The 23,126-nt window shown below is 70.1% G+C and carries 19 protein-coding genes; 15 read left to right on the forward strand and 4 right to left on the reverse strand.

From position 1 onward, the window contains the following. Window positions 1-543: hypothetical protein (locus tag KD1_RS16860; RefSeq protein WP_169795383.1), on the forward strand; the 543-nt coding region annotated here is incomplete at its 5' end. A gap of 19 nt (window positions 544-562) precedes the next feature. Beyond that, window positions 563-4,444, forward strand: a complete 3,882-nt coding sequence (gene hrpA / locus KD1_RS10710; protein ID WP_068401730.1) for an ATP-dependent RNA helicase HrpA — start codon at window positions 563-565, stop codon at window positions 4,442-4,444. Window positions 4,445-4,511: 67 nt separating this feature from the next. Here hrpA and KD1_RS10715 read toward each other — a convergent pair whose 3' ends face one another. Further along, window positions 4,512-6,329, reverse strand: a complete 1,818-nt coding sequence (locus tag KD1_RS10715) for an alkaline phosphatase D family protein (RefSeq protein WP_068401734.1) — start codon at window positions 6,327-6,329, stop codon at window positions 4,512-4,514. Window positions 6,330-6,530: 201 nt separating this feature from the next. Here KD1_RS10715 and KD1_RS10720 point away from each other — a divergent pair, with 201 nt between their 5' ends. The 10 genes from KD1_RS10720 (at window position 6,531) to KD1_RS10765 (ending at window position 15,469) form a co-directional block, all read left to right on the forward strand. Then, entirely contained in the window at window positions 6,531-7,496 is a 966-nt protein-coding gene (locus KD1_RS10720) for a proteasome assembly chaperone family protein (RefSeq protein ID WP_083542375.1), read from the forward strand. A gap of 99 nt (window positions 7,497-7,595) precedes the next feature. Beyond that, window positions 7,596-8,105, forward strand: a complete 510-nt coding sequence (locus KD1_RS16610) for a hypothetical protein (protein WP_157073302.1) — start codon at window positions 7,596-7,598, stop codon at window positions 8,103-8,105. A gap of 153 nt (window positions 8,106-8,258) precedes the next feature. Beyond that, window positions 8,259-8,966, forward strand: coding sequence for an EcsC family protein (locus KD1_RS10730; RefSeq protein ID WP_245627372.1), 708 nt, complete (start codon window positions 8,259-8,261; stop codon window positions 8,964-8,966). Between the two features lie 86 nt (window positions 8,967-9,052). After that, a complete protein-coding gene (locus tag KD1_RS10735) occupies window positions 9,053-9,442 on the forward strand; it encodes a YkvA family protein (protein WP_068401740.1) in 390 nt (129 codons plus the stop codon). Between the two features lie 102 nt (window positions 9,443-9,544). Further along, complete coding sequence (locus KD1_RS10740; protein WP_083542376.1) at window positions 9,545-10,594, forward strand: DUF4192 domain-containing protein; 1,050 nt, start codon at window positions 9,545-9,547, stop codon at window positions 10,592-10,594. A gap of 115 nt (window positions 10,595-10,709) precedes the next feature. Further along, on the forward strand, window positions 10,710-11,108 hold the full coding sequence (locus KD1_RS10745; protein ID WP_068401746.1) for a universal stress protein: 399 nt from the start codon (window positions 10,710-10,712) through the stop codon (window positions 11,106-11,108). Between the two features lie 197 nt (window positions 11,109-11,305). Beyond that, window positions 11,306-13,000, forward strand: a complete 1,695-nt coding sequence (locus KD1_RS10750; RefSeq protein ID WP_068401748.1) for an RNA polymerase sigma factor — start codon at window positions 11,306-11,308, stop codon at window positions 12,998-13,000. Window positions 13,001-13,173: 173 nt separating this feature from the next. Next, window positions 13,174-14,013 (forward strand): SDR family oxidoreductase, encoded by an 840-nt coding sequence (locus KD1_RS10755; RefSeq protein ID WP_068401751.1) that lies wholly within the window; start codon window positions 13,174-13,176, stop codon window positions 14,011-14,013. Window positions 14,014-14,015: 2 nt separating this feature from the next. Further along, window positions 14,016-14,969 (forward strand): NADPH:quinone oxidoreductase family protein, encoded by a 954-nt coding sequence (locus KD1_RS10760; RefSeq protein WP_068401779.1) that lies wholly within the window; start codon window positions 14,016-14,018, stop codon window positions 14,967-14,969. Next, the gene (locus KD1_RS10765; protein WP_068401754.1) at window positions 14,966-15,469 is read left to right on the forward strand and encodes a thioesterase family protein; all 504 of its coding nucleotides are present in this window, start codon (window positions 14,966-14,968) and stop codon (window positions 15,467-15,469) included. The genes KD1_RS10760 and KD1_RS10765 overlap by 4 nt, the downstream gene beginning before the upstream one ends. A gap of 610 nt (window positions 15,470-16,079) precedes the next feature. Here KD1_RS10765 and KD1_RS10770 read toward each other — a convergent pair. From KD1_RS10770 to KD1_RS10780, 3 genes are read right to left on the reverse strand one after another with little or no spacing between them, the layout of a single operon-like run. Then, window positions 16,080-18,446: a transglutaminase TgpA family protein gene (locus tag KD1_RS10770; RefSeq protein ID WP_068401757.1), complete on the reverse strand. Its 2,367-nt coding sequence runs from the start codon at window positions 18,444-18,446 to the stop codon at window positions 16,080-16,082. After that, complete coding sequence (locus tag KD1_RS10775) at window positions 18,446-19,705, reverse strand: DUF58 domain-containing protein (protein WP_068401760.1); 1,260 nt, start codon at window positions 19,703-19,705, stop codon at window positions 18,446-18,448. The genes KD1_RS10770 and KD1_RS10775 overlap by 1 nt, the downstream gene beginning before the upstream one ends. A 9-nt stretch (window positions 19,706-19,714) precedes the next feature. Further along, window positions 19,715-20,662: an AAA family ATPase gene (locus KD1_RS10780; RefSeq protein WP_068401782.1), complete on the reverse strand. Its 948-nt coding sequence runs from the start codon at window positions 20,660-20,662 to the stop codon at window positions 19,715-19,717. A gap of 385 nt (window positions 20,663-21,047) precedes the next feature. On the opposite strand from KD1_RS10780, the gene mraZ reads away from it, so the two are divergent. The 3 genes from mraZ to ftsL all read left to right on the forward strand — a co-directional run bounded on the left by mraZ (window position 21,048) and on the right by ftsL (window position 23,061). Continuing rightward, a complete protein-coding gene (gene mraZ, locus KD1_RS10785) occupies window positions 21,048-21,479 on the forward strand; it encodes a division/cell wall cluster transcriptional repressor MraZ (protein ID WP_068401763.1) in 432 nt (143 codons plus the stop codon). Between the two features lie 167 nt (window positions 21,480-21,646). Continuing rightward, the gene (gene rsmH / locus KD1_RS10790; protein WP_068401766.1) at window positions 21,647-22,624 is read left to right on the forward strand and encodes a 16S rRNA (cytosine(1402)-N(4))-methyltransferase RsmH; all 978 of its coding nucleotides are present in this window, start codon (window positions 21,647-21,649) and stop codon (window positions 22,622-22,624) included. Further along, window positions 22,621-23,061, forward strand: a complete 441-nt coding sequence (gene ftsL, locus KD1_RS10795) for a cell division protein FtsL (protein ID WP_068401769.1) — start codon at window positions 22,621-22,623, stop codon at window positions 23,059-23,061. The genes rsmH and ftsL overlap by 4 nt, the downstream gene beginning before the upstream one ends. Window positions 23,062-23,126 lie beyond the last annotated feature (65 nt).

The raw sequence follows: 23,126 nt of genomic DNA on the forward strand, positions 1-23,126 counted from the left end.
CCGCCGGGTGAAGCGGCGGTCGAGGTGGCCAAGAAGCCCGAAACCGTGCTCGTCGCCGGGGGCGTGGCCGGCAGCCTGTATCTGCGGGCCAAGTACAAGAAGGGCAGTTACCGAGGCATCGCGTCCTCGACGGGGTTCACCCTGACCGAACGGGTCCTGACGAAGCGGCTCACCCGGGTCGTGCAGCGCGGGGTGCGCCGGGCGGGCACCGGCCCCGCGACGAACGCGGCGGTGGTCACCCCCCGGTTCACCGGGGCATCGCCGTTGGCCCGCCGGGCGCAGGCTGCCGGACGTGCCCTGCGCGGGCAGGTGGCACAGACGGCCGAGGGCAAGGCCGTCACCCAGGTGGGCTCTCTGGTCTGGTCGGTCGCTCGCCGAGGCATCGTGCCCCGCCAGCGAGTCAAGGTCCTGGCAGCGGCCGGCGCGGTCACGACGATCCACGCGGTCAAGGCGACGAGATCGGCCCAGGAGCACCTCGCCACCACGCGGTCCCGCGCCGCGCAGCTCCGCCGCCGTGCAGGGGAGGAGAACCCGCAGCGCTGACGGACGTATCCTGACCCTCATGCCGCTCGCCGAACCCCTCCTGACCGTGGAGGACCTCGGCTACCCCGAGCAGTTGCCGGTGGTGGAGCGTCGCGAGGACATCCTCGCCGCCATCCGCGATCACCAGGTCGTCGTCATCGCGGGTGAGACCGGTTCGGGCAAGACGACGCAGATCCCGAAGATGTGCCTCGAACTGGGCCGCGGCCGCGTCACGCGCGACGAGAACGGGAAGCGCCGCGGTGGGCAGATCGGCCACACCCAACCCCGCCGGATCGCCGCGCGGTCGGTGGCCGAGCGCATCGCCGAGGAACTCAAGGTCGACCTCGGTGACCTCGTCGGCTACCAGGTGCGCTTCACCGACCAGAGCAGCGCCGCCACGGCCGTCAAGGTCATGACCGACGGCATCCTGCTCAACGAGATGCAGCGCGACCGCGACCTGCGCCGCTACGACACGATCATCATCGACGAGGCCCACGAGCGGTCGCTGAACATCGACTTCATCCTGGGCTACCTCAAGCAACTGTTGCCGCGGCGCCCCGACCTGAAGGTCATCGTCACCTCCGCGACGATCGACCCCCAACGGTTCGCCGAACACTTCGCCGACGCGAACGGCGCTCCGGCACCGATCATCGAGGTCTCGGGGCGCACCTACCCGGTCGAGGTGCGGTACCGCCCGCTCGTCGACCCCGACGCCCCCGACGAGGAGCCCCGCGACCAGGTGCGCGGCATCGTCGAGGCCGTCGAGGAACTGTGGACCGATCCGAACTCCCGCGATGGTGGCCACCAGGACGTGCTCGTCTTCCTCAGCGGCGAGCGGGAGATCCGCGACGCCGCCGACGCGCTCACCGGCGCGCGTCTGCCCGACACCGAGGTCCTGCCGCTCTACGCGCGCCTGTCGGCAGCCGAACAGCACCGCGTGTTCGCCGGTCACCGCGGGCGGCGCATCGTGTTGGCCACCAACGTCGCCGAGACCTCGCTGACGGTGCCCGGTATTCGGTACGTCATCGACACCGGCACGGCCCGCATCTCGCGCTACAGCCAGCGCACGAAGGTGCAACGCCTGCCCATCGAGCCGGTCTCGCAGGCCTCGGCCAATCAGCGCTCCGGTCGGTGTGGCCGCGTCGCCGACGGCGTCTGCATTCGCCTCTACAGCGAGGAGGACTTCGAGGCCCGGCCCGAGTTCACCGACCCGGAGATCCTGCGCACCTCGCTGGCCTCGGTCATCCTGCAGATGACCTCGCTCGGTCTCGGCGATGTCGCGCGGTTCCCGTTCGTCGATCCGCCGGATTCACGACAGATCACCGACGGGATGCGGCTGCTCGAAGAACTCCATGCGTTCGAGATCGGTGAGGAGCGCGGTCCGGGCGAGTCCCGTCGCCCCACACCGGAGCGCGGTGGCCGACGCCGGCCCGGACGTCGCCTGACCAAGGTCGGCCGCACCCTCGCCCGGCTGCCGATCGACCCGCGCCTGGGGCGCATGCTCGTCGAGGCCGACCGGCTCGGGTGCACCAGCGAGGTCCTCGTCATCGTCACCGCCCTGTCGATCCAGGACGTGCGCGAACGCCCGCAGGACAAGCAGGCCCAGGCCGACCAGCAGCACGCCCGGTTCAAGGACGAGCACTCGGACTTCGCCAGCCTGCTCAACCTGTGGAACTACGTGCGCGAGCAGCAGCGCGAACTCTCCGGCAGCGCGTTCCGGCGGCTGTGCAAGCGCGAGTTCCTGCACTACCTGCGCATCCGCGAGTGGCAGGATCTGCAGGCCCAGGTACGCAACTCCGCCAAGGACCTCGGGCTCGACCCGCGCAAACGCACCGCCGAGCCCGGCGCCGACCCCGACCTCGACACGATCCACCAGGCGCTGCTCTCGGGGCTGCTCAGCCACGTCGGGCTGCGCGACGAGGCCAAGCGCGACTACCTCGGTGCCCGCGGCGCCCGGTTCTCGATCCAGCCCGGGTCGTCGTTGTTCCGCCGCCAACCGGCGTACCTCATGTCCGCCGAGCTCGTCGAGACGACGCGGTTGTGGGCCCGCACGAACGCGCGCATCGACCCGGCGTGGGCCGAGCGGCTGGGGGAGCACCTCGTCAAGCGCACCTACTCGGAGCCGCGCTGGTCGCGCAAGCAGGCGGCCGTGCTCGCGACCGAGCGGGTCACGTTGTACGGGGTGCCGCTGGTCGTCGCGCGCCCGGTGCAGTACGGCCGCATCGACCCGGAGACCTCGCGCGAGCTGTTCATCCGCCACGGGTTGGTCGAGGGCGATTGGGAGTCGAACCACGAGTTCCTCGCGTTGAACCAGGACCTGCTCGAACGGGTCGGTGAACTGGAGGAGATCGCCCGCCGCCGCGACATCGTCGTCGACGACGAGGACCTGTTCGCGTTCTACGACAAGCGCATTCCCGCCGACGTTGTCTCCGGGCGGCACTTCGACACGTGGTGGAAGAGCGCGCGGCGCGAGCAACCCGACCTGCTGACGTTCACCGAGGACGACCTGACCCGCGACGAGGCCGGCGCGGTCTCGGCGCAGGACTATCCGCGCACCTGGCACCAGGACGGGCCGACCGGCCCGCTCGAACTGGCCGTGACGTACCAGTTCGATCCCGGGTCGGCGGCCGACGGCGCGACCGTGCACATCCCGGTCGAGTTGCTCAACCAGGTCAGTGCCGACGGGTTCGACTGGCAGGTGCCCGGCCTGCGCGGCGACCTCGTCACGGCGCTGATCAGGGCCCTGCCGAAGGCGACCCGCAAACACTTCGTCCCGGCCCCCGATCACGCTGCGGCTGCGGTGAAGGCGCTCGAACCGCGCTCCGGAGCGTCGTTGACCGACGAGCTCGGTCGCGTGCTGTTCGAGCGCACGCGCGTCAAGGTGCCGCCGGGGGAGTGGGACGTGACGAAGGTGCCGGCGCACCTGCGCATCTCGTTCTCCGTCGAGGACCGGTCGGGCACGGTGCTCGGTCAGGGCAAGGACCTGGCCGACCTGCAGGCGCAGCTCAAGGGGCGGGTGCAGCGGGGCATGTCGAAGGCAGCGTCCAAGCTGGAGCGCAGTGGCGCGACGACGTGGGACTTCGGCACCATCCCCGCGTCGTTCGAGCAGCGCAGCGGCGCGCACACCGTCATCGGCTACCCGGCGCTCATCGACGAGGGCACGTCGGTGGGGTTGAAGGTCCTGCCGACGGCCGATCAATCGGCGGCCGCCCACCGGCGTGGTGTGCGCCGGCTCCTCATCCTCGGCACGACACCGCCGTGGAAGCGGGTGCTCGCGCGGTTGACGAATGCCCAGAAGGTCGCGCTCGGGCAGAATCCATACGGGTCGGTGCCGGCGCTGCTCGAGGACTGTCTCGAGGCCGCAGTCGACGCGATCGTCGGGGTCGGGACCGAGACGGAGCTTCGTGACGAGGCCGGGTTCGAGGCGGCGCTCGGGCAGGTGCGCACGCACGCCGCGACGCGGGTGCTCAATGTGGTCGAGGCAGTCGAGCCGGTGCTGACGCAGGCGGTCGAGGTGCGGACGCTCATCGCGCGCCTGGCGGCCACCGACAACCCGGTGTTGCGGACCACGGCGGAGGACGTGCGGCTGCAACTGGACGGGTTGGTGCGGCCCGGATTCGTGGCCGACACCGGCTTCGACCGGTTGCCCGACCTGCGGCGCTACCTGCGCGCGATGGCCCACCGCCTGGAGAAGGCGCCCGGCAACGCCCGCGAGCATGTGCTGCAGGAGCAGATCGACCGCGTCGAGGGCCCGTACGCGGATCTGCTCGAGTCGCTGACGCCGGAGCAGGCGCGTACGTCCGCCGTGACCGACATCGCGTGGATGATCGAGGAGTACCGCGTGCAGACCTTCGCGCAACAGGTGGGCGTCAAGGGTCCGGTGTCGGAGAAGCGGATTCGCAGCGCCATCACCGCGCTCTAAACCACGCGGTTCGAGGTAATAGGGGGCGCTTTAACGCCCTGTAATACCTCGAACCGCGTGGCGCTTGTCAGCGGTTGGCGGCCGCGTGCTGCGGCGCCGGACCCCGCAGCTTGCCGGCAGTGCGCGGCGAGTCGGAGCGCGGACCGATCGGGCCGCTCGCCGACTGCACCCGGCGCGTGCCGGCCAGCGTCTGCATCGACTTCACGTACGCCGGCTCGACCGAGGCGACCACACGCGGATCCGGCTGAGCCGTCGTCGGCACCGGGGTGAGGTGGAAGTCGGCCTGGACCCGCTCGCGGGTGACGTCGACGACGACGTAACCGTGCCCGACTCCGTCGACGTACTTGATCCACGGGTTGATCTGTGTGATGCCGCCCTCGACGTAGCGGATCAGGTTGGTCTGCGCCTCGGCCGGCAGCGTCGGGAACTGGCCACGGGCGATCTCGTAGAAGCCGTCCGAGGAGACCGACGGGCAGACGAACTCGACGCCACCGGAGGTGTAGGTCGGGTTCATCGGCGTGCCGTCGTGCACGAGGTCGGCGGCCCACGAGGAGTGGATGTCGCCGGTGAGCACGACGGTGTCACCGTTGCCGGCCGGCTGCGCGGCCATGTGACCGATGATCTCGGCCTGGTCGTTGCGGTAGCCGTCCCACTGGTCGCCGTTGAAGAGGATCGAGCCGGCCGGAGCGCCGAGCGCCTCGCCGGGCCAGTTGACGCGCGTCATGATCGTCTGCTGCGCGACGAGGTGCCAGCGCCGCGGCGTGGCGAGGCCGTCCTTGACCCAGGCCATCTGCTCAGGCTCGGGCAGGTGACGCGCCGGGTTGGACACCGCGGCGATCGTGGCCGGGTCGGTCGCCGGCAGGAAGCCGCTGCCCTTGGTGCCGATCTGCTCCGAACGGTTCTGGCGGGTCTCCATGACCTGCAGGTCCGCGAGGTCGCCGTAGGTGAAGCGCTTGAAGTAGCGCACGCCGCGGTGCGAGACGCTCTGGTCGGGCATGCGGAACGGCAGCCACTCGAGGTAGGCCTGCATGGCGACGCGGCGGCGCGCCTGGAAGTCACCCTCGCCGGCCTCGTGGTTCTCGGCGCCGTCGGCCCAGGTGTCGTTGGCGACCTCGTGGTCGTCGAAGATCGTCGTCCACGGGTGCTGGCGGTGGGCGGCCTGCGCGTCCGGGTCGGCCTTGTGCAGCGCGTGGCGGAGGCGGTAGTCGGCCAGGGTGAGGATCTCGTGCGCGGGCTGGGCGTCGCGCACGCCCTTGAGGGCGGCCGGGCCGTAGCGGTCGGAGCCGTTGCCGTACTCGTAGATGTAGTCGCCGACATGCAGGACGAGGTCGAGGTCGTCGCGCTTGGCGATCGAGCGGTAGGCCGAGAAGTAGCCGCCGGTGTAGTTGGAGCAGGAGACCAGGGCCAGGCGCAGCGCGTGCGTCGTGCCCTTCTCGTCGCCGGCGGTCTGGGTGCGGCCCACGGGGGAGGTCTCGCCGCGGGTGGAGAAGCGGTAGAAGTAGCGGGTGTAGACGTCCAGGCCGGTGACGTCGACCTTGACCGTGTGGTCGGAGTCGGCGGAGGTCTTCACGTGACCCTTGCGCACGATGCTCCGGAAGTTCGCGTCGGCGGCGACCTCCCACTTGACGTTGAGCGGGGCGCCCAGGCCGGAGCCCGGGGTGGCGACGCGGCCGTCGTTCATCGGCGGGGTGGCGCGGGTCCAGATGATGACGGAGGTGGCGGTCGGGTCACCGGAGGCGACGCCGTAACCGAAGATGCCCTTCTTGGCCGGGGCCGCGGCGGCCTCGGGGTCGAAGGAGCGGAAGGGGACGAGGAGCGCGGCGGCGCCGGCGGCAGCGCCGGTGAGGGCGGTGCGGCGGGAGAGTGGCAGTTCGGGAATACCCATGGAGGGCAGTATGGGTTGTGGTGGTTGACTCAGGGGGCGCTTTCACGTGTACGTCATGTGAACAGCGGGTAACCATGCGGTGAGGTGCGGTGATCGCGGGCGTGACGGAGCGTCGATCCGGCCGGTTGGCACGTCGAGCGTGGGGAATGGATAGCCTGAGTTGGTCGTTGAACCGGGCCAGAGCACTTCAGGAGGTTCCACGTGCGTAATCCGTCAGAGTTGTACCGTTTCGAGGCCGACGCCCGACCGGTGCGGCGTGTCTCGCTACCGCGGATCGGGTTCGGTGCGGCCAATGATGGCGCTCCCGAGCCGTCCGGTGGCGTGCTTCTGGTCATGCTCGACGGCTTCATCGACGCCGGCCATGTGGGGCACATCCTCGCCAATCACCTCACCCACACGGGTGAGCCGCACGTCGTGGCCTCGTTCGAGGTCGACGAGTTGCTCGACTTCCGCGGCCGTCGCCCCGGGATGACGTTCTCCGGCGATCGATGGACGAGCTACGACGATCCGGCCCTGCCGCTCTACCGCCTCGAGGACCGGGACGGCACACCGTACTACCTGCTGGCGGGCCCGGAGCCGGACTACCAGTGGGAGCGCTTCATCGCCGCCGTGACCCAGTTGATCGACGTGCTCGGCATCGAACTCGTCGTGCATACGTATGGCATTCCGATGGCGGTGCCGCACACGCGGCCGATCGGGTTCACCGCGATCGCCACGGATTCGCGACTCATCGGCGAGCACAAGGTGTTGTTCGGCGAGATGCAGGTGCCGGCCTCGGTGTCGTCACTGCTGCACCTGCGGCTGGGGGAGGCGGGGCGGGATGCGGCGGGGTTCGCCGTGCACGTGCCGCATTACCTGGGTCAGGCGGAGTTCCACGATGCGGCGTTGACGGCGCTCAACGCGATCGTCGACCTCACCGGGCTCAACCTGCCCAATGACGAGTTGGTGGCCAAGGCGGGGGAGAACCGCAAGCAGATCGCGGCTGAGCTGGAGGCGAACCCGGAGATCGCCCAGGCCGTGACCGGGTTGGAGAACCAGTACGACGTGCATGTGCGGGGGATGGGGCTGCCCAATCTGCTCGACCAGCAGGAGAGCAAACTGCCCTCGGCGGACGAACTTGCCTCCGACGTCGAGGAGTTCCTGCGGAGTGTAGACGGAGACGCCTGACCTGCGGGTTTGTTGAGACCCCGATTTTTTTCGGAGGGAACTCTCAGTTAGAGTTCGCGGTGACGTGAGATTCGCCGAGATCAAAGGACTTCCTGAGAGATGACTGACAAGCAGACCTCCGCTCCTCGCGGCGTCTCGCGCCGTGCCGTGGCCAAGGGTGTTGCGTGGGCGACCCCCGTCGTTGCGGTTGCCGCGGTGGCCCCGACTGCCAGCGCCTCCCCGCTGCCGCCTCTCTACCTGACGGGGAACGCGTGCAAGCGGCCCAACTTTGACCCCAAGCGGTACTACTTCCAGCTGTCCATCGCCGCCGGTATCGCGGCGTCTTCTGTACCGTTCACCTTTGTGTGGGAGGGGACAGGCGCTCTGACTTACACGGCCCAGAATCCTGGCGCGGACACGGCGGGAACGACCTCGACCGGCACAGTGAACATCCCCGCCGAGGTGGCGGCCAATGGTGGCAACATCGTCCTGATGTTCACCAACGCGGAGGACGCCTCCAACGGGAAGCTGACCATCAACTACACCATTGGCGGTCAGGACTACTCGACGTCCGTCGTCGACAACGCCTTCAGCGGCAACTGCACCCAGAAGGGCATCGAGCCCTTCTGATCCATTCAGGATCACCTGCACGAGACCCTCGGCCACTCTGGTCGGGGGTCTCGTGCGTTGTCAGAGTCACCACACCTTCGGCACCGGATTTCCCTCGTGGCCGTGGCATCATGACCGCAGCACGCCCACGACCACCCTGTCAGGAGCCTCACTGTGAACATCACCGACCTGATCCGGCCGAAGAAGGACACCGCACCGAACAAGCCGGTGCTGGAACAGGTGGCCGAGCACGATGAGTCCGGCGGTGTGACCGCTGGGGTGACGAAGATGATCGAGGGGCTCCTCGACGTGGGCATCGACGGGAAGGGCCCGTTCACCTCGGCACAGTTGACCGCCGACCGGGCGCGACTCAAGCACGGCGACACTGAGAAGGCCATCGACGGCGTCGTCAGCCACCACCTCAAGCTCGCCGGTGTCGAGGGGTTCGCCACAAGCCTGGGCGGCTTCGTCGTGCTCCCGGTCGCCATGCCGGTCAACGTGTTTCTCTTCTACGTCCTGGCCACGCGCATGACCGCGAGCATTGCTGCGCTGCGCGGGTACGACCTGACCCAGCAGGAGATCCGTACCGCCACCCTGCTTACCCTCGTCGGCGCCGATGCCCAGGACCTCCTGGCCAAGGCCGGCGTCGCCACCAAGACCGGCGCGATGACCAACCTCGCCGCCCAGCGACTCCCCGGCCCGGCGCTCATGGTCGTCAACAAGGCCGTCGGTTTCCGCATCCTGTCCCTGACCGGTCGCAAGACCTTGGCCCGCATGGGCAAGGCCGTGCCGGTGGCCGGTGGGGCCGTGGGCGCGGGCCTGGACATGTACCTGCTCAACAAGATCGCTGACAACGCCCGCAAGGAGTTCCCCCAGCGGTGAGCTGTGGGCGCGAGGCGCCCGCACTGTGATCCGATTCTCATGGCGTGAATGGGAATCCTGACGGCCCACTCGCTCGTTGAGGGGGCATGGCTACGAAGACCTCCCGCTTCCGCACCGCCCGCGGCCTCTGGGCTGCGTTCCGCGCCGTGACCCGCCCGGGCTCGGCCACGGCGTCCCAGCGCCTCGCTGCGCTGCCGCGCCTGTTCCGCGCGGTGGTCTCCGGCCGGTACACCGGCACGCCCGTGCGCACCCTCGGCCTGATGGTGCTCGCCCTCGTCTACATCGTCTCGCCCGTCGACGTCATGCCCGAGGGCATGTTCGCGCTGCTCGGTCTGGCCGACGACGTGCTCGTCCTGTCCTGGCTCGCTTCGACGCTCGTCAACGTCACCGAGGACTTCCTGCACTGGGAGTCCGTCAACGGCCGCCGCTCCGTGCCCGGTGAGCCGGTCACGGTGCGCTCAACCGTGGTCCGCTGAGCCGCGGCGGGTTATCCACCGACTCTCGAAACCCCGCCCGTCCGTCCACAGGCGCCGAATTGGCACCTGTGGGCGTCGGCGTTTCTCGCCACGCTGGGTGTCATGACATCGACATCACCGAACCCACCCACCGTGCTGCGGGCCCACACACCCGCCGAACTGCTCGCCCTCCTGCCGTACCAATTCGGCTACCAGCCGGAGCGCAGCATCGTCATCACCTGCGTGGACGGCGGCCGCGCCGGGCTCATGGCTCGCGTCGACCTGCCGCCCGAGGGGGTGGAGGCCCATCACCTGCGCACCGTGCTGCGCTCCGCCCTGCTGCGTGAAGACCCACCGGCGGCCCTGGTCATCGGCTACGAGAACACCACCGACGAAGCGCTGCCGGGCGTGCTGGCCGCAGCCCACGTGCTGGAGGAACTCGGCATCACCCCCGTGGGCCCGCTCATCGTGCGTGACGACCACTGGTTCTCGGTCGACCTGCTCGACGGCGAGGTCTGCGGGGTGGGGGAGCCGTTGCCCGAGCCCGCCGACGTGCCGGCCGTGGCAGCGTTCGTCGGGCGCGGCGTCTCGCCGCTGGCCACCCGGGCCGAGGTCGCGGCGCAACTGGCGCCCACCGGCACGTGGTCGTGCCTGCTCGTCGAACTCGACCTGCTCCGTGAGTGCGGCGGTCCGTCGACACCGGAGGCGGCCAGCGCCTGGGCCGAGGTGCTCGACACCAGCGACGGTGCACCGGAGGTGGGCGACCTCGGTGACCGAACCCTCGCGGCAGCGGCGCTCTCGCTCACGGACACTCCCTGGCGCGACACGATCCTGGCCCGCATCTGCGTCGGGTCGATGTCGTGGGAGGCCACCGATCCCCGGTTCCGCGAGGTCGTGGCGGCCGCGATTCCCCGCCCGGTCCGCGATCCCCAGGAGGGGGTGACGCTCATGGCCCTACGCACGCGACTGTGTGCCTTGGCCCGAATCCTGCCCGACCCGGTTGTCGTGGAGGTGCTGGCGCTCATCGCGCACAGTGCCTGGTGGGACGGGGACGGGACCATGGCCCGGGTGGCCTGTGATCGGGCGCTGGTCATCGATCCCGACCACTCGATGTGCGGACTCCTCATCCGGTTGCTGGATCATGGGGTCGGTCCGGAGCCGTCGCCGGGCTGAGGATGTCCACCACGTGGATCAGGTGGGTCCATCTGTGCCGCAATGGGAGCCAACCAGCCGATGATTCGGTATCTTCGCCTCAGGTCCACCGCGTCCATCCAAGGAGACATCACCCATGACCATCATCGTCGGCTACTTGGCGACCCCCGAGGGCAAGGCGGCCCTGGAGCGCGCGATCTCCGAGGCCGAACTGCGCAAGTCCAAGCTCATCGTCGTCAACTCGGCTCGCGGTGGCAGCAGCTTCACGGGTGAGGATGCAGTCAAGTCGGAGGAGGAGCTCAAGAAGGTCGAGGAGCGGCTCGGCGCGGCCGGCATCGAGTTCGAGGTCCGCCAGCTCGTGCGTGGCAACGACCCGTCGGACGACCTGATCGACATCGCCGAGGAGGTCGGCGGCGACCTCATCGTCATCGGTCTGCGTCGCCGCAGCCCGGTCGGCAAGCTCATCCTCGGGTCCAACGCCCAGCGCATCCTGCTGGACGCGAACTGCGCCGTCCTGGCGGTCAAGGCCGGCTGACGACACATCCGAACCGACGGCCTTCGGCGACCACGATTCGCGGTCGCGGGAGGCCGTCGCGTTATAATGGTCGAGTTGCCTCGCAGATCCCCAGTTCGGACGAGGCACTCCACTCAAGCAATGCGCCACGGCGCCGGAGCCGACGTGCACACGTGGGCGCCGTAGCCGTGCTCCGGCCAGAAAGGGCTGAGGTCACATTGACTCAGAGCTCGACCGACCCCGCCTCCCTTCCCGCGGAGTTTGCTCACCCTGCCCTGCAACAGTTGGTGAGGGAGGGGCGCACCACGGGTCGTCTGGCCGGTGAGGCCATCGCCGCGGCCGTGCAGGTGGCCGAGGTGGCGCCCAAACGGCTGAAGGTCGTGCTGCGTGCCCTCGCCCGCCAGGACATCGAGATCCTGCCACCGAGCACCGCCGGTGCTGCGGCCGCGGCCCGGAATTCGGCCGCCGAATCCGTCGACGAGGCGGTGGGCGACGCCGCTCCCGAGGCGAGCGACGACGCGGTCGAGACCCCCGCCCCCGCGGCGAAGAAGACCGCCGCGAAGAAGACGGCTGCCAAAAAGACCACGGCGAAGAAGACCGCCGCCAAGCGGACGACCGCCAAGAAGGCCGCGACGACCAAGGCCGCGGCCGGGGCGGCCGCGACACCGGCGAAGAAGACCACCAAGAAGGCCGCGGCGAAGAAGACGGCCGCGACCGCCGACGCCGGTGCCACCGCCGAGGGTGCCGACGAGAACGCCGACGCCGAACCCGAAGACGTCGACCCCGCGGAGTTGGAGGACGTCGAGATCGACGTCGATGACACCGACGCGGCCGACGTCACCGACGAATCCGAGACCGAGAAGTCCGGTGCGGACTCCGGGTCCAAGGGCGAGGACAAGGGCAAGGGCGACGGCAAGGGCGACGAGACCGAGGAATCGTCCGGCTTCGTCCTGCGCGCCGACGACGAGGACGACGCTCCGGCCCAGCAGGTCGTCACTGCCGGCGCGACGGCCGACCCGGTCAAGGACTACCTCAAGCAGATCGGCAAGGTGGCCCTCCTCAACGCCGAGCAGGAGGTCGAACTCGCCAAGCGGATCGAGGCGGGCCTCTTCGCCGAGGAGAAGCTGAACAGCACCGACAACATCGACATGAAGCTCAAGCGTGAGCTGTGGTGGATCGCGCAGGACGGCAAGAACGCCAAGAACCACCTACTCGAGGCCAACCTGCGCCTCGTGGTGTCCTTGGCCAAGCGCTACACCGGCCGTGGCATGCTCTTCCTCGACCTCATCCAGGAGGGCAACCTCGGTCTGATCCGTGCGGTCGAGAAGTTCGACTACACCAAGGGCTACAAGTTCTCGACCTATGCCACCTGGTGGATCCGCCAGGCCATCACCCGCGCGATGGCCGACCAGGCCCGCACGATCCGCATCCCGGTCCACATGGTCGAGGTCATCAACAAGCTTGCCCGCGTGCAGCGGCAGATGCTGCAGGACCTCGGTCGCGAACCCACGCCGGAGGAGCTGGCCAAGGAACTCGACATGACCCCGGAGAAGGTCGTCGAGGTGCAGAAGTACGGCCGCGAGCCGATCTCGCTGCACACCCCGCTCGGTGAGGACGGCGACTCCGAGTTCGGTGACCTCATCGAGGACTCCGAAGCGGTCGTGCCGGCCGACGCGGTGAGCTTCACCCTGCTGCAGGAGCAGTTGCACTCTGTGCTCGACACGCTGTCCGAGCGGGAGGCCGGCGTGGTCTCGATGCGCTTCGGCCTCACCGACGGTCAGCCCAAGACCCTGGACGAGATCGGCAAGGTCTACGGCGTCACCCGCGAGCGGATCCGTCAGATCGAGTCCAAGACGATGAGCAAGCTGCGTCACCCCTCGCGCAGTCAGGTGCTTCGCGACTACCTCGACTGAGGTCGCGTGACCCGTCGCTCAGCACGCCGACGCCCACATCGATTCCGGTGTGGGCGTCGGCGTGCGTGGGCCACTCCGGTGCTCCGGATGACCGAACCGCGAACCGACACAGCGCCGCCCACCGCATCTGCGTAACGTGCCCCTCGCACGCAGCCGAGACCACAGGAGCTCTCATGACCACTGACCCACAGTCGCCGGACTTCACCGACAAGGTCGCGATCGTCACCGGCGCGGCCGGAGGCATCGGTGCCGCCCTGGCGGAGGCGCTGTTGGAGGCGGGCGCGCGCGTCGTGATCTCCGACCTCGACGGTGACCGACTGGCCGAGACCGCCGGGCGGCTCGACGGCGGCTCCAGCACCGTCGTCGCCGTCGCCGGGGACGCCTCCAGTGACGAGGTCATCGCGCAGATGATCGCCGCCGCCACCGAGCACTTCGGGCCGGTCGACCTCTTCTTTGCCAACGCCGGCATCGGTGACGGGTCGGGCCTCGCGGCCACCGACGCGCAGTGGGACCTGGCGCTGAACGTCAACCTTCTCGCGCACGTGCGGGCGGCGCGCCAACTCGTCCCCGGGTGGGTGGAACGAGGCTCCGGCTACTTCGTCTCGACGGCGTCGGCGGCGGGGCTGCTGACCCAGATCGGTTCGGCGACCTACACGGTCAGCAAGCACGGCGCGGTCGGGTTCGCCGAATGGCTCGCGGTCACGTACGGCGCGCAGGGTGTGGGCGTGAGCTGCCTGTGCCCCATGGGCGTCGACACCGACCTGCTGCGCTCGGGGATGTCCAGTAACGAGGGCTCGGGTGGGGCCGTGGCCAAGGCCGCGGTGACCAATGCCGGAGCGGTGCTCGCACCGCGTGACGTCGCCGACCAGACCCTCGCTGCCGTCGCGGAGCGTCGTTTCCTCATCACCCCGCACGCCGAGGTGTTGGAGTTCGCGCGCCGCAAACTGTCCGACCACGACCGCTGGATCGCCGGGATGCAGCGGTTCCAATCCACCCTGACTGAGAGCGTGTGACCATGCGTGCCATCCAGATCACCTCCCTCGGCGGACCAGATGCCGTCGAACTCGTCGACGTGCCCGAACCGGTTGCCCCCCACCTCGTGAAGATCGAGGTCAAGGCGGCCGGAGTCTCGTTCCCCGACCTGCTTCACACCCGTGGGCTCTACCAGATCCGACCCGAACTGCCATTCACGCCGGGCATCGAGGTGGCCGGTGTCGTGGTCACCGCCCCGGAGGGCAGCGGCTTCGCTCCCGGTGATCGGGTCGCGGCGCTCACCCAGGTCGGCGGCTTCGCCGAGCAAGTCCTCGCCGACCCCGACGATGTGTTCGCGCTGCCGGACGAGGTGGGCTTCGAGGCCGGTGCCGCGCTGCCGCTGAACTACCTCACCGCGTACTTCGCCCTGGTGGAGCGCGGTCGTCTGGCCGAGGGTGAGATCGTCCTGGTCCACGGCGCGGCCGGGGGCATCGGGACCGCGGCGATCCAGATGGCCAAGGCGTTCGGGGCCGGCGAGGTCATCGCCGTCGTCTCGACCGAGGCGAAGGCCGAGGCGGCCCGTGCGGCCGGCGCGGATCGCGTGGTGCTCGCCGACGGCTTCCTCGATGCCGTGGGCAAGGACAGCGTCGACCTCGTGGTCGACCCGGTGGGTGGGGATCGTTTCACCGACTCGCTGCGCACGCTGCGCGCCGACGGTCGGCTGCTCGTCATCGGGTTCACCGCGGGTGAGATTCCGCAGGTCAAGGTCAACCGCCTGCTGCTCAACAACATCTCCGTCGTCGGCGTCGGATGGGGCGAGTACGTGCGCCAGCGGCCCGGGCACGCCGCGGTCGAGTGGGCGGCCATGGTGCCGCACCTGCGCGGCGGCGCCCTGGACCCGCTGGTGGGGGCCACGTACCCGTTGGCGCAGGCCAGCGTCGCACTGCGCTCCATCGAGAACCGCGAGGTGACCGGCAAGGCGGTGCTCATCCCGTGACCCGCGCGCTGCCCTCTGCCGACGAGGTGCTGGCCCTGCCGGCCGAGGTCGTCGAGGTCGCTCCGCCGGAGTGGGAGGACCACAACGGTCACGTCAACGTCGTCCACTACTACGCCCTGCACATGCGCGGGGCGGATCGGGCGCTGCAGGAGTTGGGGATCACCGACGATTACCGCGCCCGCACCGGGTGGAGCACCTTCAGCGTCGAGCACCACCTGACGTTCCTCGATGAGGTCCACGTCGGCGATGAACTGAGCGTGCACCTGCGGATGATCGACCGGGGCGAGAAGGTCATGCATGCCGTCTCGCTCATCGTCAACCGGTCGACGGGGCGGCTGGTCAATGTGCTCGAGTTCGTCGAGGGGCACGTGGACCTGACCACGCGCCGCACCTGCCCGTGGGAACCCGCGCTGGCCGACCGGATCGATGCCGTCCTGCGGGAACATGCCGACCTGCCGTGGGCTGCGCCGGTGGCCGGGCCCATGGGCGTGCGCCGCTGACGTTGTCGGGCGGCCGCGGCGCTTCGGTCATGCAAGGCGGGGGCTATTTCACGCGTTCTGCATGACCGAAGCTCGGACCCGGGGGCGGGGGAGCGCCGTGCTGTTCCCGAGCACTGTCGGGTGGTCGCCGGCTTGTGCTCGCCTGTCGTCGTTGTGCTGGCTTGGCCGGCGGTCGGTTGCTGGCCAACCCTGATCAACGATGGCCAACCGCGCATAACGACGCCAACCTCGGGTTGGCGCGGCGCTTCGGTCATGCAAAGCGGGGGCTATTTCACGCGTTCTGCATGACCTGCGTTCTGCATGACCCCCTGGCGGGTCAGGGTGCGAGTGGGGGAGCGCCGTGCTGTTCCCGAGCACTGTCGGGTGGTCGCCGGCTTGTGCTCGCCTGTCGTCGTTGTGCCCTTCTGTCGTCGTTGTGGCCGCCTGTCGTCGTTGGGCAGGGTTGGCTGGCGGTCGGTCGATGGCCAACCCTGATTAACGGTGGCCAACCGCGCAGAACGACGCCAACCTCGGGTTGGCGCGGCGCTTCGGTCATGCAAAGCGGGGCCTATTTCACGCGTTCTGCATGACCGGAGCGGGGGACCCGGGTGGGGCGGGAGCGCAGCACGCATCAACTGCGGTGCCGGCCGCCGCGACCACCCAGCACCTCGCGCCACCGCCGCAGCGTCGCCGCGGGGAACAGGCGCGCCCGCCACACCGTGCGCGGGTGCTGATGACGCCGCGCCGCCCCGAGCACGGCATCGGTGTCGCGCGTCACCTGCTCCACCGAGCCGATCGACGCTCCGGGACGGGCGTACCGCGCCGACTCGAGCGTGGCCACGACCCGCCCCAGGGCATCGCGCTGATCCTGACCCAGGTCGAGGTCCTCGGCGATCGACGCTCCGGCCTGACGTGGTGAGGAGCCCACCGGCGCGGTGACCCCAATATCGGACAGATCCGCCACCAACCGCTGCCACTCCACCTCGACCCGCTCGGCGTCATCGCGAGCCAGGCGGCGAGAGCGGTGGGTGATCCAGCGGGCGACCAGCGGGGCCGACCCCAGCCCGACGAGCAGCAGCACCGCCACCGTCGCCAGCCAGACGATCACGGGCACAGCGGCGAGCCGGTCGCGCCAGGTCACCTGATTCGTCGTCGTCGTCGGGTCGGTCTCGGTGTCGATCTCCGGGCGCTGCGCGGTGGGTGCCGCGGACGACGAGGGCGACGGCGCCGCCGAGGTGGTCTCGTCGGTGGGGCCGGTGCTCGTCGAGGGTCGGTCCGGGTTGGTCGCGTACTCGGGGGACGATGTGGCGCGGGACCCGGGCGTCGGTTCGAAGCGCACCCAGCCCACGCCGTCGAACCACAGTTCCGGCCAGGCGTGCGCGTCGGCGGCGACGACCACCCGGGTGCCGTCGGCTTGGGGCGTGCCCGGCAGGAACCCAACGGCCATGCGCGCCGGGATCCCCGCCTCGCGCGCCATGAGCACCATGGCGCCGGCGAACTGCTGGCAGTACCCCACGCGGGTCTCGAGGAAGTTCGACACCGGATCCAGCGGCTGGCCGTCGTCGCCGCGCTGCGTCGGTTCCAACTCGAGGCTGTACCGGAATCGCGACGACCGGAAGTACTCCTGGATCGCCGCCGCGGTGGCGATCTGCGACCCGCTCCCGGTGTCGAGGGTGTTCAGGATCGCCCGCAGTCGGTCACCGGAACGCTCGTCGGTGGCGAGATAGCGGTCGCGGTCGCCCTCCCACAGCCGCGCCGGTCCGTCGGTGGGGTAGGAGTCGGCGGCCTCGAGGGTGCTCACCGTTGGGTCGTATCGCAGGTAACTCACCTGGAAGGCGCTGGCCTTGCGCCCGGCGCGCACCACCCCGGTCGAGTCGAGCCCCCACGGCACGGCCCGGAAGTCCCCGGACACGACCCGCGGTGGCACCGCCACCTGCGGCGCCGCCAGGGCGGAGCCGAGCACGGTCATCGCATACCGCTGCGTCTCCTCGGTCTGCGGCACGGTCGGCTCCTCGAACTGGGGCGGCTCGACCGGCCGTTCGCCCAATCCCTTCGGGCCGACCCGGACCCCGTCGCTGGTCAGGTCGCGACCGGTGACATCGGCGACGACATCGACGCGCAGTGGCCCCGGAGCGCGGTCGGTGGTGCGATAGCGCAGCACCACCCGATCGGAGGGGTCGTTCAGACTCGCCGCGAGATCGACGGTCGTGCTCAGCGAGATGTCACCGCTGCCCCCGCCGCCGGCCTGGCGGGCCAACCCATCGGCGACATACCGCGTCGGCAGGTGCGGCAGGAACCCGGGCAGGATCAGCGCGGCCACGAGCGCGATGACGGCCGTGACCTGGGCGACCGCCACGATCGAGCGGGTCGGGTCCTGGGTGCGGCCGCCGCGGCCGGTGATCGAGGGCATGATGCGGCTCCACCGCTGCATCTCACCGACACCCTGGCGCGCCACCAGCAGCAGCCACAGACCCGCCGCGAGGAGGAAGTACCCCCACGGCAGCGCGTCGCCGGTGTTCGCCGCGGTGATGAGGTACCCGGTCAACAGGGGCAGGCCCGCCAGCGTCGGCGCGCGTCGGGTGACCGCCACCAGATCGACGATGAGGGCCATGAACGCCACCAGCGCACTGATGACGAACGCGACCCCGGGCGGCACGGGGGCCGGCGCGGCGTAGTTCGAGATGACCTGCTGCGCCTCGGCCGCCAGCTCGCCGAACCGCACGAAGGTCGTCGGCGTCGGCACGAGCCCGGCCGCCAGCGTCTCCGGCGCGTGCAACCAGCTGAGCACGATCGACGCTCCGGCCGCCTGGATGATCGAGACGAACATCGGGCGCGCGGTGATCATCCGCCCGACGATGCCGAGCAGCAGCACGACGATGAGGGTGAGCAGGGCCGGGGCGACCCACGACTCGTCGCGGAACAGGCCGCGCATCGGTGCGAAGACAGCCAGCGTGCACGCCGCCGCGAGCAGGGCATCGGGGATCTGCGCGCGCGCCATCATCGGACCATCACACTCCGCCGGCCGGACAGGGCCGCCCACGCCTGCGGCACCTCGGTCGTCGGCCCGACGGAGGCAACCGACCAGCCTCGTGCGCCGAGCAGACGAGCGGTCTCACCGAGCTCCGCCACGCGACGGTTCGACCCGGCCCACGCCGGCCCGTCGAGCACCAGGGCCATCGTCTGCACACCGGGTCGCCGCAGACCGGCCAGGGCCTGCGCCCCGACCGGGTCGAGCTCGCCGGTCACCGCGATGACGACGCCGCCGCCGAGGGTCAGCGCATCGGCGGCGAGGACGAGCGCATCGAGGTTCTCGTCGGCCGAGGGGGTGACCATCGCCAGCACGTCGAGCGCATCGTCGAGGCCCATGCCGCTGTGCACCGCGTGATCCTCCACGGTCGTCGAGGTGAGCAGATGCACCGAGAACCGCTGCCGCTCGAGGTGGGTGATCACCGAGGCTGCGGCGGAGACCGCCCACTCCAGACTCTCGGAGGTCTGCGCCCCCTCCGCGACACCGTGGGCCAGGGCCCGGGTGTCGAGCAGCACGACGGAGCGTCGTTGGGCCGGGCGTTCCTCCTGGCGCATCATCACCTCGCCGGTCCGGGCCGTCGACGGCCAGTGGATCCGCCGCAGGTCGTCGCCGTAGCGGTACTCGCGGATGGCGATGTCGTCCTCGCCGTGCAGCGCGACGTGCTGCGGCACCGCCCCCTCGCCGCCGGCGCCACTGGCCAGGTGTGTGCCGGGCGGGAGCGGGTGGACCTGGGGGAGGACGACGACATCGGCGCGGGTCGGCTGCTCGACGCGGCGCTCGACGAGGTCGAAGGGGTCCTTGACCTGGACGGTCAGCGGGCCCAATTCGTGACGACCGCGTCGGCGGCCGGTGACGCGATAGCGCAGTTCACGCTTCTCCCCAGGGCCCATGCGCGGCAGCACGAACCGGGCCGGCGCGCCCAGGGCCGCGGCGATGCCCTCCTCGGCGAGCAGCAGGGGCGCGGTGCGGCGGTCGCGATTCTCGATCGTCAGGTGGATCTCGCTGGGGTGCCCCATCTCCACGCGGTGCGGGGTCACCTCCCGGGTGACGACGAGATTGAGGGAGTGCCGTCGGGCCCGGAGCGCGGCGACGATGGGCAGCACGATGACGAGGATGCCGATGCGGGTGAGGTCATGGAAGCCGAGGACCGTGCCACAGGCGACCAACGTCAGCCCGGCGGTGAGCAGGGATCGGCCCCGCAACGTCAGCACCGAGGAAAATCGCGCCATGGCCGGGCCTCATCGAGGCGACGGAACCGGCACCAGCGTGCGCAGTTCCTCGAGCACCTGCTGGGAGGTCTGCCGGGCCATCTGGGCCTCGCCGGAGAGGATGAGGCGGTGGGCCAGCACGGGGACGAGCATCTCCTGCACATCATCGGGGAGCACGTGGTCGCGACCGTGGAGGGCGGCGTTGGCGCGGGCCGCGCGCAGCAACTGCAGCGACGCGCGCGGCGAGGCACCCAGCCGCAGCGCGGGGGAGCGGCGCGTGGCCCCGACCAGGTCGACGACGTAGCGGCGAATCCCCTCGGCGGCGTGGATCTGGCTGACCGTCGCCACCATCGCCGAGACGGTCGCCGCGTCGGCCACCGGCCGCAGGGCGTCCAGCGGGGACACCGAGCCGTGGTGATCGAGCATGGCCATCTCGGAGGTCGGTGACGGGTAACCGAGCGAGACGCGCGCCATGAACCGGTCGCGTTGGGCCTCCGGCAGGGGGTAGGTGCCCTCCATCTCGATCGGGTTCTGCGTGGCCATGACGATGAAGGGGTGCGCCAGCGGATACGTGGTGCCGTCGACGGTGACCTGCCGTTCCTCCATGCACTCCAGCAGCGCCGACTGCGTCTTCGGGGAGGCCCGGTTGATCTCGTCGCCGACGACCACGTTGGCGAAGATCGCGCCCGGGCGGAACTCGAACGTGTGGCTGTCCTGGTTGAAGATGCTCACGCCGGTGACGTCGCTGGGCAGCAGATCGGGCGTGAACTGGATGCGCCGCACGGAGCCGTCGATGGCCTTGGCCAGGGTCTTGGCGAGCATGGTCTTGCCGACGCCGGGCACGTCCTCGAGGAGGAGGTGGCCGCCGGCGAGCAGCACGGTCAACGCGACCCGCACCACCTCCGGCTTGCCCTCGATGACGCCGTTGAGCGCCCGCGAGAGGGCATTGGCCTCCTCCAGCACCTGGGGCAGGGGCATCGTGGCCGGGTGTGGGGCGCGCCCGCCGTCGTACTCCACCGTCGTCACGCCTGTCGTCCCCTCATCGCCGCCTGCTCGTCTGGTCGTGCTCGTTCGTGGGGGTGAACGACGCTCCGGCGCTCGGTGATCCCCACCTCGCCCAGTTTCCCACCATCTGAGCCGCCGGGGCGACCCAGGCGCGACCCCGGCTGCCTCGGCCGGCCACGTCGAGACGGAGTTTCGTTCACGACGCTCCACTTCGCACCACCATGTTGACCTGCACAAACACGAAGATTTGTCGGTATATAGACGTCAGAAGGGTGTGTTTGGGAGGATCGGTGGAGTAAAGTGGAGCGCGATGGGGACCAGTGACGGAGCGAGGTGAGCATGAAGGGAGGTGGCCGGGATGTTTCTGGGTACGCACACACCGCGTCTGGACGACAAGGGCCGCCTCTTTCTGCCCGCGAAGTTCCGCGATCGCCTCGCCGGCGGCCTGGTCATCACCCGTGGTCAGGAACGCTGTCTCTACGTCTTTCCGATGGATGAGTTCGTGCGCGTGACCGAGCAGATGCAGAGCGCCCCGACGACCTCCAAGGCCGTACGCGACTACATGCGCGTCTTCCTCTCCGGCGCCTCCGACGAGGAGCCGGATAAGCAGGGGCGCGTCACCATCCCCGCCAACCTGCGCGATTACGCCGGCCTCGACCGTGAGATCACGGTCATCGGGGCCGGCGCGCGCGTCGAGATCTGGGACTCCGCGGCCTGGGCCCAGTACCTCGAATCGACCGAGCAGGCCTTCGCCGACCAGTCCGAGGAAGTGGTGCCCGGACTCCTGTGACCCGCCACCTGCTGTGGCCAGGCCTCCAGCCGTACGTCGCCGACGCGACTTCCCCCGCGCCGGACCGGACGGATGGGGACCTGACCACAGCAGGGCGAGGAACACCGCCGAACCGGGCCTCCACCACCCTCCACCACCACCCACCACCGACGAGGAAGGAGTCACGCATGGAACGCACCGATGCCACCGGCCGCCACGTCCCGGTCCTGCGCGACCGGATCCTCGACCTTCTCGCACCCGCCCTCGACGCGCCGGGTGCGATCCATGTCGACGGCACGTTGGGCATGGGCGGGCACGCCGAAGGTGTGCTCGAGCGGTTTCCGCAGGCCCGGGTCATCGGCATCGACCGTGACCCCGAGGCACTGCGACTGGCCGGAGCGCGGTTGGCCCGGTTCGGGGATCGCTTCACCGGAGTGCATGCGGTCTACGACGAGATCGCCGACGTCCTCGCCACGCTGGGGCTCGACGAGGTCCAGGGCATCCTGTTCGATCTCGGAGTCTCGTCGCTGCAGCTCGACGAGGCCGACCGCGGCTTCGCCTACGCCCAGGACGCGCCGCTGGACATGCGGATGGACCAGAGCGTCGGGACGACCGCGGCCGAGGTGCTCAACACGTACTCCGTCGGTGACCTCATCCGCATCCTGCGTGACTACGGCGAGGAGCGGTTCGCCCGCAAGGTCGCCCTGGCCATCTCGCGAGAGCGTGACCGTGAGCCGTTCACGACCTCGGCCCGGCTCGTCGATCTCCTGCGCACGACCATCCCGGCGGCGTCACAGCGCTCCGGTGGCCACCCGGCCAAGCGGACCTTCCAGGCCCTGCGCATCGAGGTCAACGCCGAACTGTCGGTGTGGGCCGGCGCGCTGCCGGCGGCCCTCGACCACCTCGCCGTGGGCGGGCGGATCGCGGTGCTGTCGTACCACTCGCTCGAGGACCGGATCACCAAGCGGGTCCTCGCCGCCGGGGCGACGAGCAGTGCCCCACCCGACCTGCCCGTGGTGCCGCCCGAGCACCAGCCGTACCTGCGTCTGTTGACCCGAGGGGCCGAGGAGCCCACCGAGGCCGAACTCGCCGAGAACCCGCGCTCCGCCTCCGCCCGCCTGCGCGCCGCCGAACGAACCCGCACCACGAAAGGAACCGCCCGATGAGCCAGTTGACCCTCAGCCGTCCGGTCGCGCGACCCGTGCGTTCGACCGCGCGCACCACACCGCGCGACTCCCTGCGACTGGTCTCCGGGCAGCGGGCCGGCGGCGACCGGTGGTTCGTCGCGCTCTGTCTGGCGGTGACCGTGGCCGGCATCGCCGCGGTGCTGCTCGTCAACACGGTCATGGCCCACAACGCCTTCGCGCTGACCGATCTGCAGAAGCGCAGTGCCGAGCTCTCGGCCGAGCACGAGGCGTTGACCAATGAGATCGACGCCCAGAAGGCACCGGCCAAACTCGCCCAGCGTGCGACGCGACTGGGCATGGTGCCCGGTGAGAGTGCCGCCTTCGTCGATGTCGGGAAGGGCCGCGTCATCGGCGTGGCGGAGCCGGCCACCAAGGATCCGAGCTTTAGCGTGAATACATCGCCGTCAGCGCGCTGACCAGCGCACTTCGTGCCCGAGCGCACGCCACCACGCCCGTGACCCGCCGACCCGAGGATCAGCCG

The sequence above is a fragment of the Kribbia dieselivorans NBRC 106261 genome (genome assembly GCF_001552435.1).
Classification (GTDB): domain Bacteria; phylum Actinomycetota; class Actinomycetes; order Actinomycetales; family Dermatophilaceae; genus Kribbia; species Kribbia dieselivorans.

Coding starts and splice junctions, on each gene's coding strand:
- hrpA (WP_068401730.1), top strand. CDS start 563: ATGCCGCTCGCCGAACCCCTCCTGACCGTGGAGGACCTCGGCTACCCC.
- KD1_RS10715 (WP_068401734.1), bottom strand. CDS start 6,329: ATGGGTATTCCCGAACTGCCACTCTCCCGCCGCACCGCCCTCACCGGC.
- KD1_RS16610 (WP_157073302.1), top strand. CDS start 7,596: ATGACTGACAAGCAGACCTCCGCTCCTCGCGGCGTCTCGCGCCGTGCC.
- KD1_RS10735 (WP_068401740.1), top strand. CDS start 9,053: ATGGCTACGAAGACCTCCCGCTTCCGCACCGCCCGCGGCCTCTGGGCT.
- KD1_RS10740 (WP_083542376.1), top strand. CDS start 9,545: ATGACATCGACATCACCGAACCCACCCACCGTGCTGCGGGCCCACACA.
- KD1_RS10745 (WP_068401746.1), top strand. CDS start 10,710: ATGACCATCATCGTCGGCTACTTGGCGACCCCCGAGGGCAAGGCGGCC.
- KD1_RS10755 (WP_068401751.1), top strand. CDS start 13,174: ATGACCACTGACCCACAGTCGCCGGACTTCACCGACAAGGTCGCGATC.
- KD1_RS10760 (WP_068401779.1), top strand. CDS start 14,016: ATGCGTGCCATCCAGATCACCTCCCTCGGCGGACCAGATGCCGTCGAA.
- KD1_RS10770 (WP_068401757.1), bottom strand. CDS start 18,446: ATGGCGCGCGCGCAGATCCCCGATGCCCTGCTCGCGGCGGCGTGCACG.
- KD1_RS10775 (WP_068401760.1), bottom strand. CDS start 19,705: ATGGCGCGATTTTCCTCGGTGCTGACGTTGCGGGGCCGATCCCTGCTC.
- KD1_RS10780 (WP_068401782.1), bottom strand. CDS start 20,662: ATGCCCCTGCCCCAGGTGCTGGAGGAGGCCAATGCCCTCTCGCGGGCG.
- mraZ (WP_068401763.1), top strand. CDS start 21,048: ATGTTTCTGGGTACGCACACACCGCGTCTGGACGACAAGGGCCGCCTC.
- rsmH (WP_068401766.1), top strand. CDS start 21,647: ATGGAACGCACCGATGCCACCGGCCGCCACGTCCCGGTCCTGCGCGAC.
- ftsL (WP_068401769.1), top strand. CDS start 22,621: ATGAGCCAGTTGACCCTCAGCCGTCCGGTCGCGCGACCCGTGCGTTCG.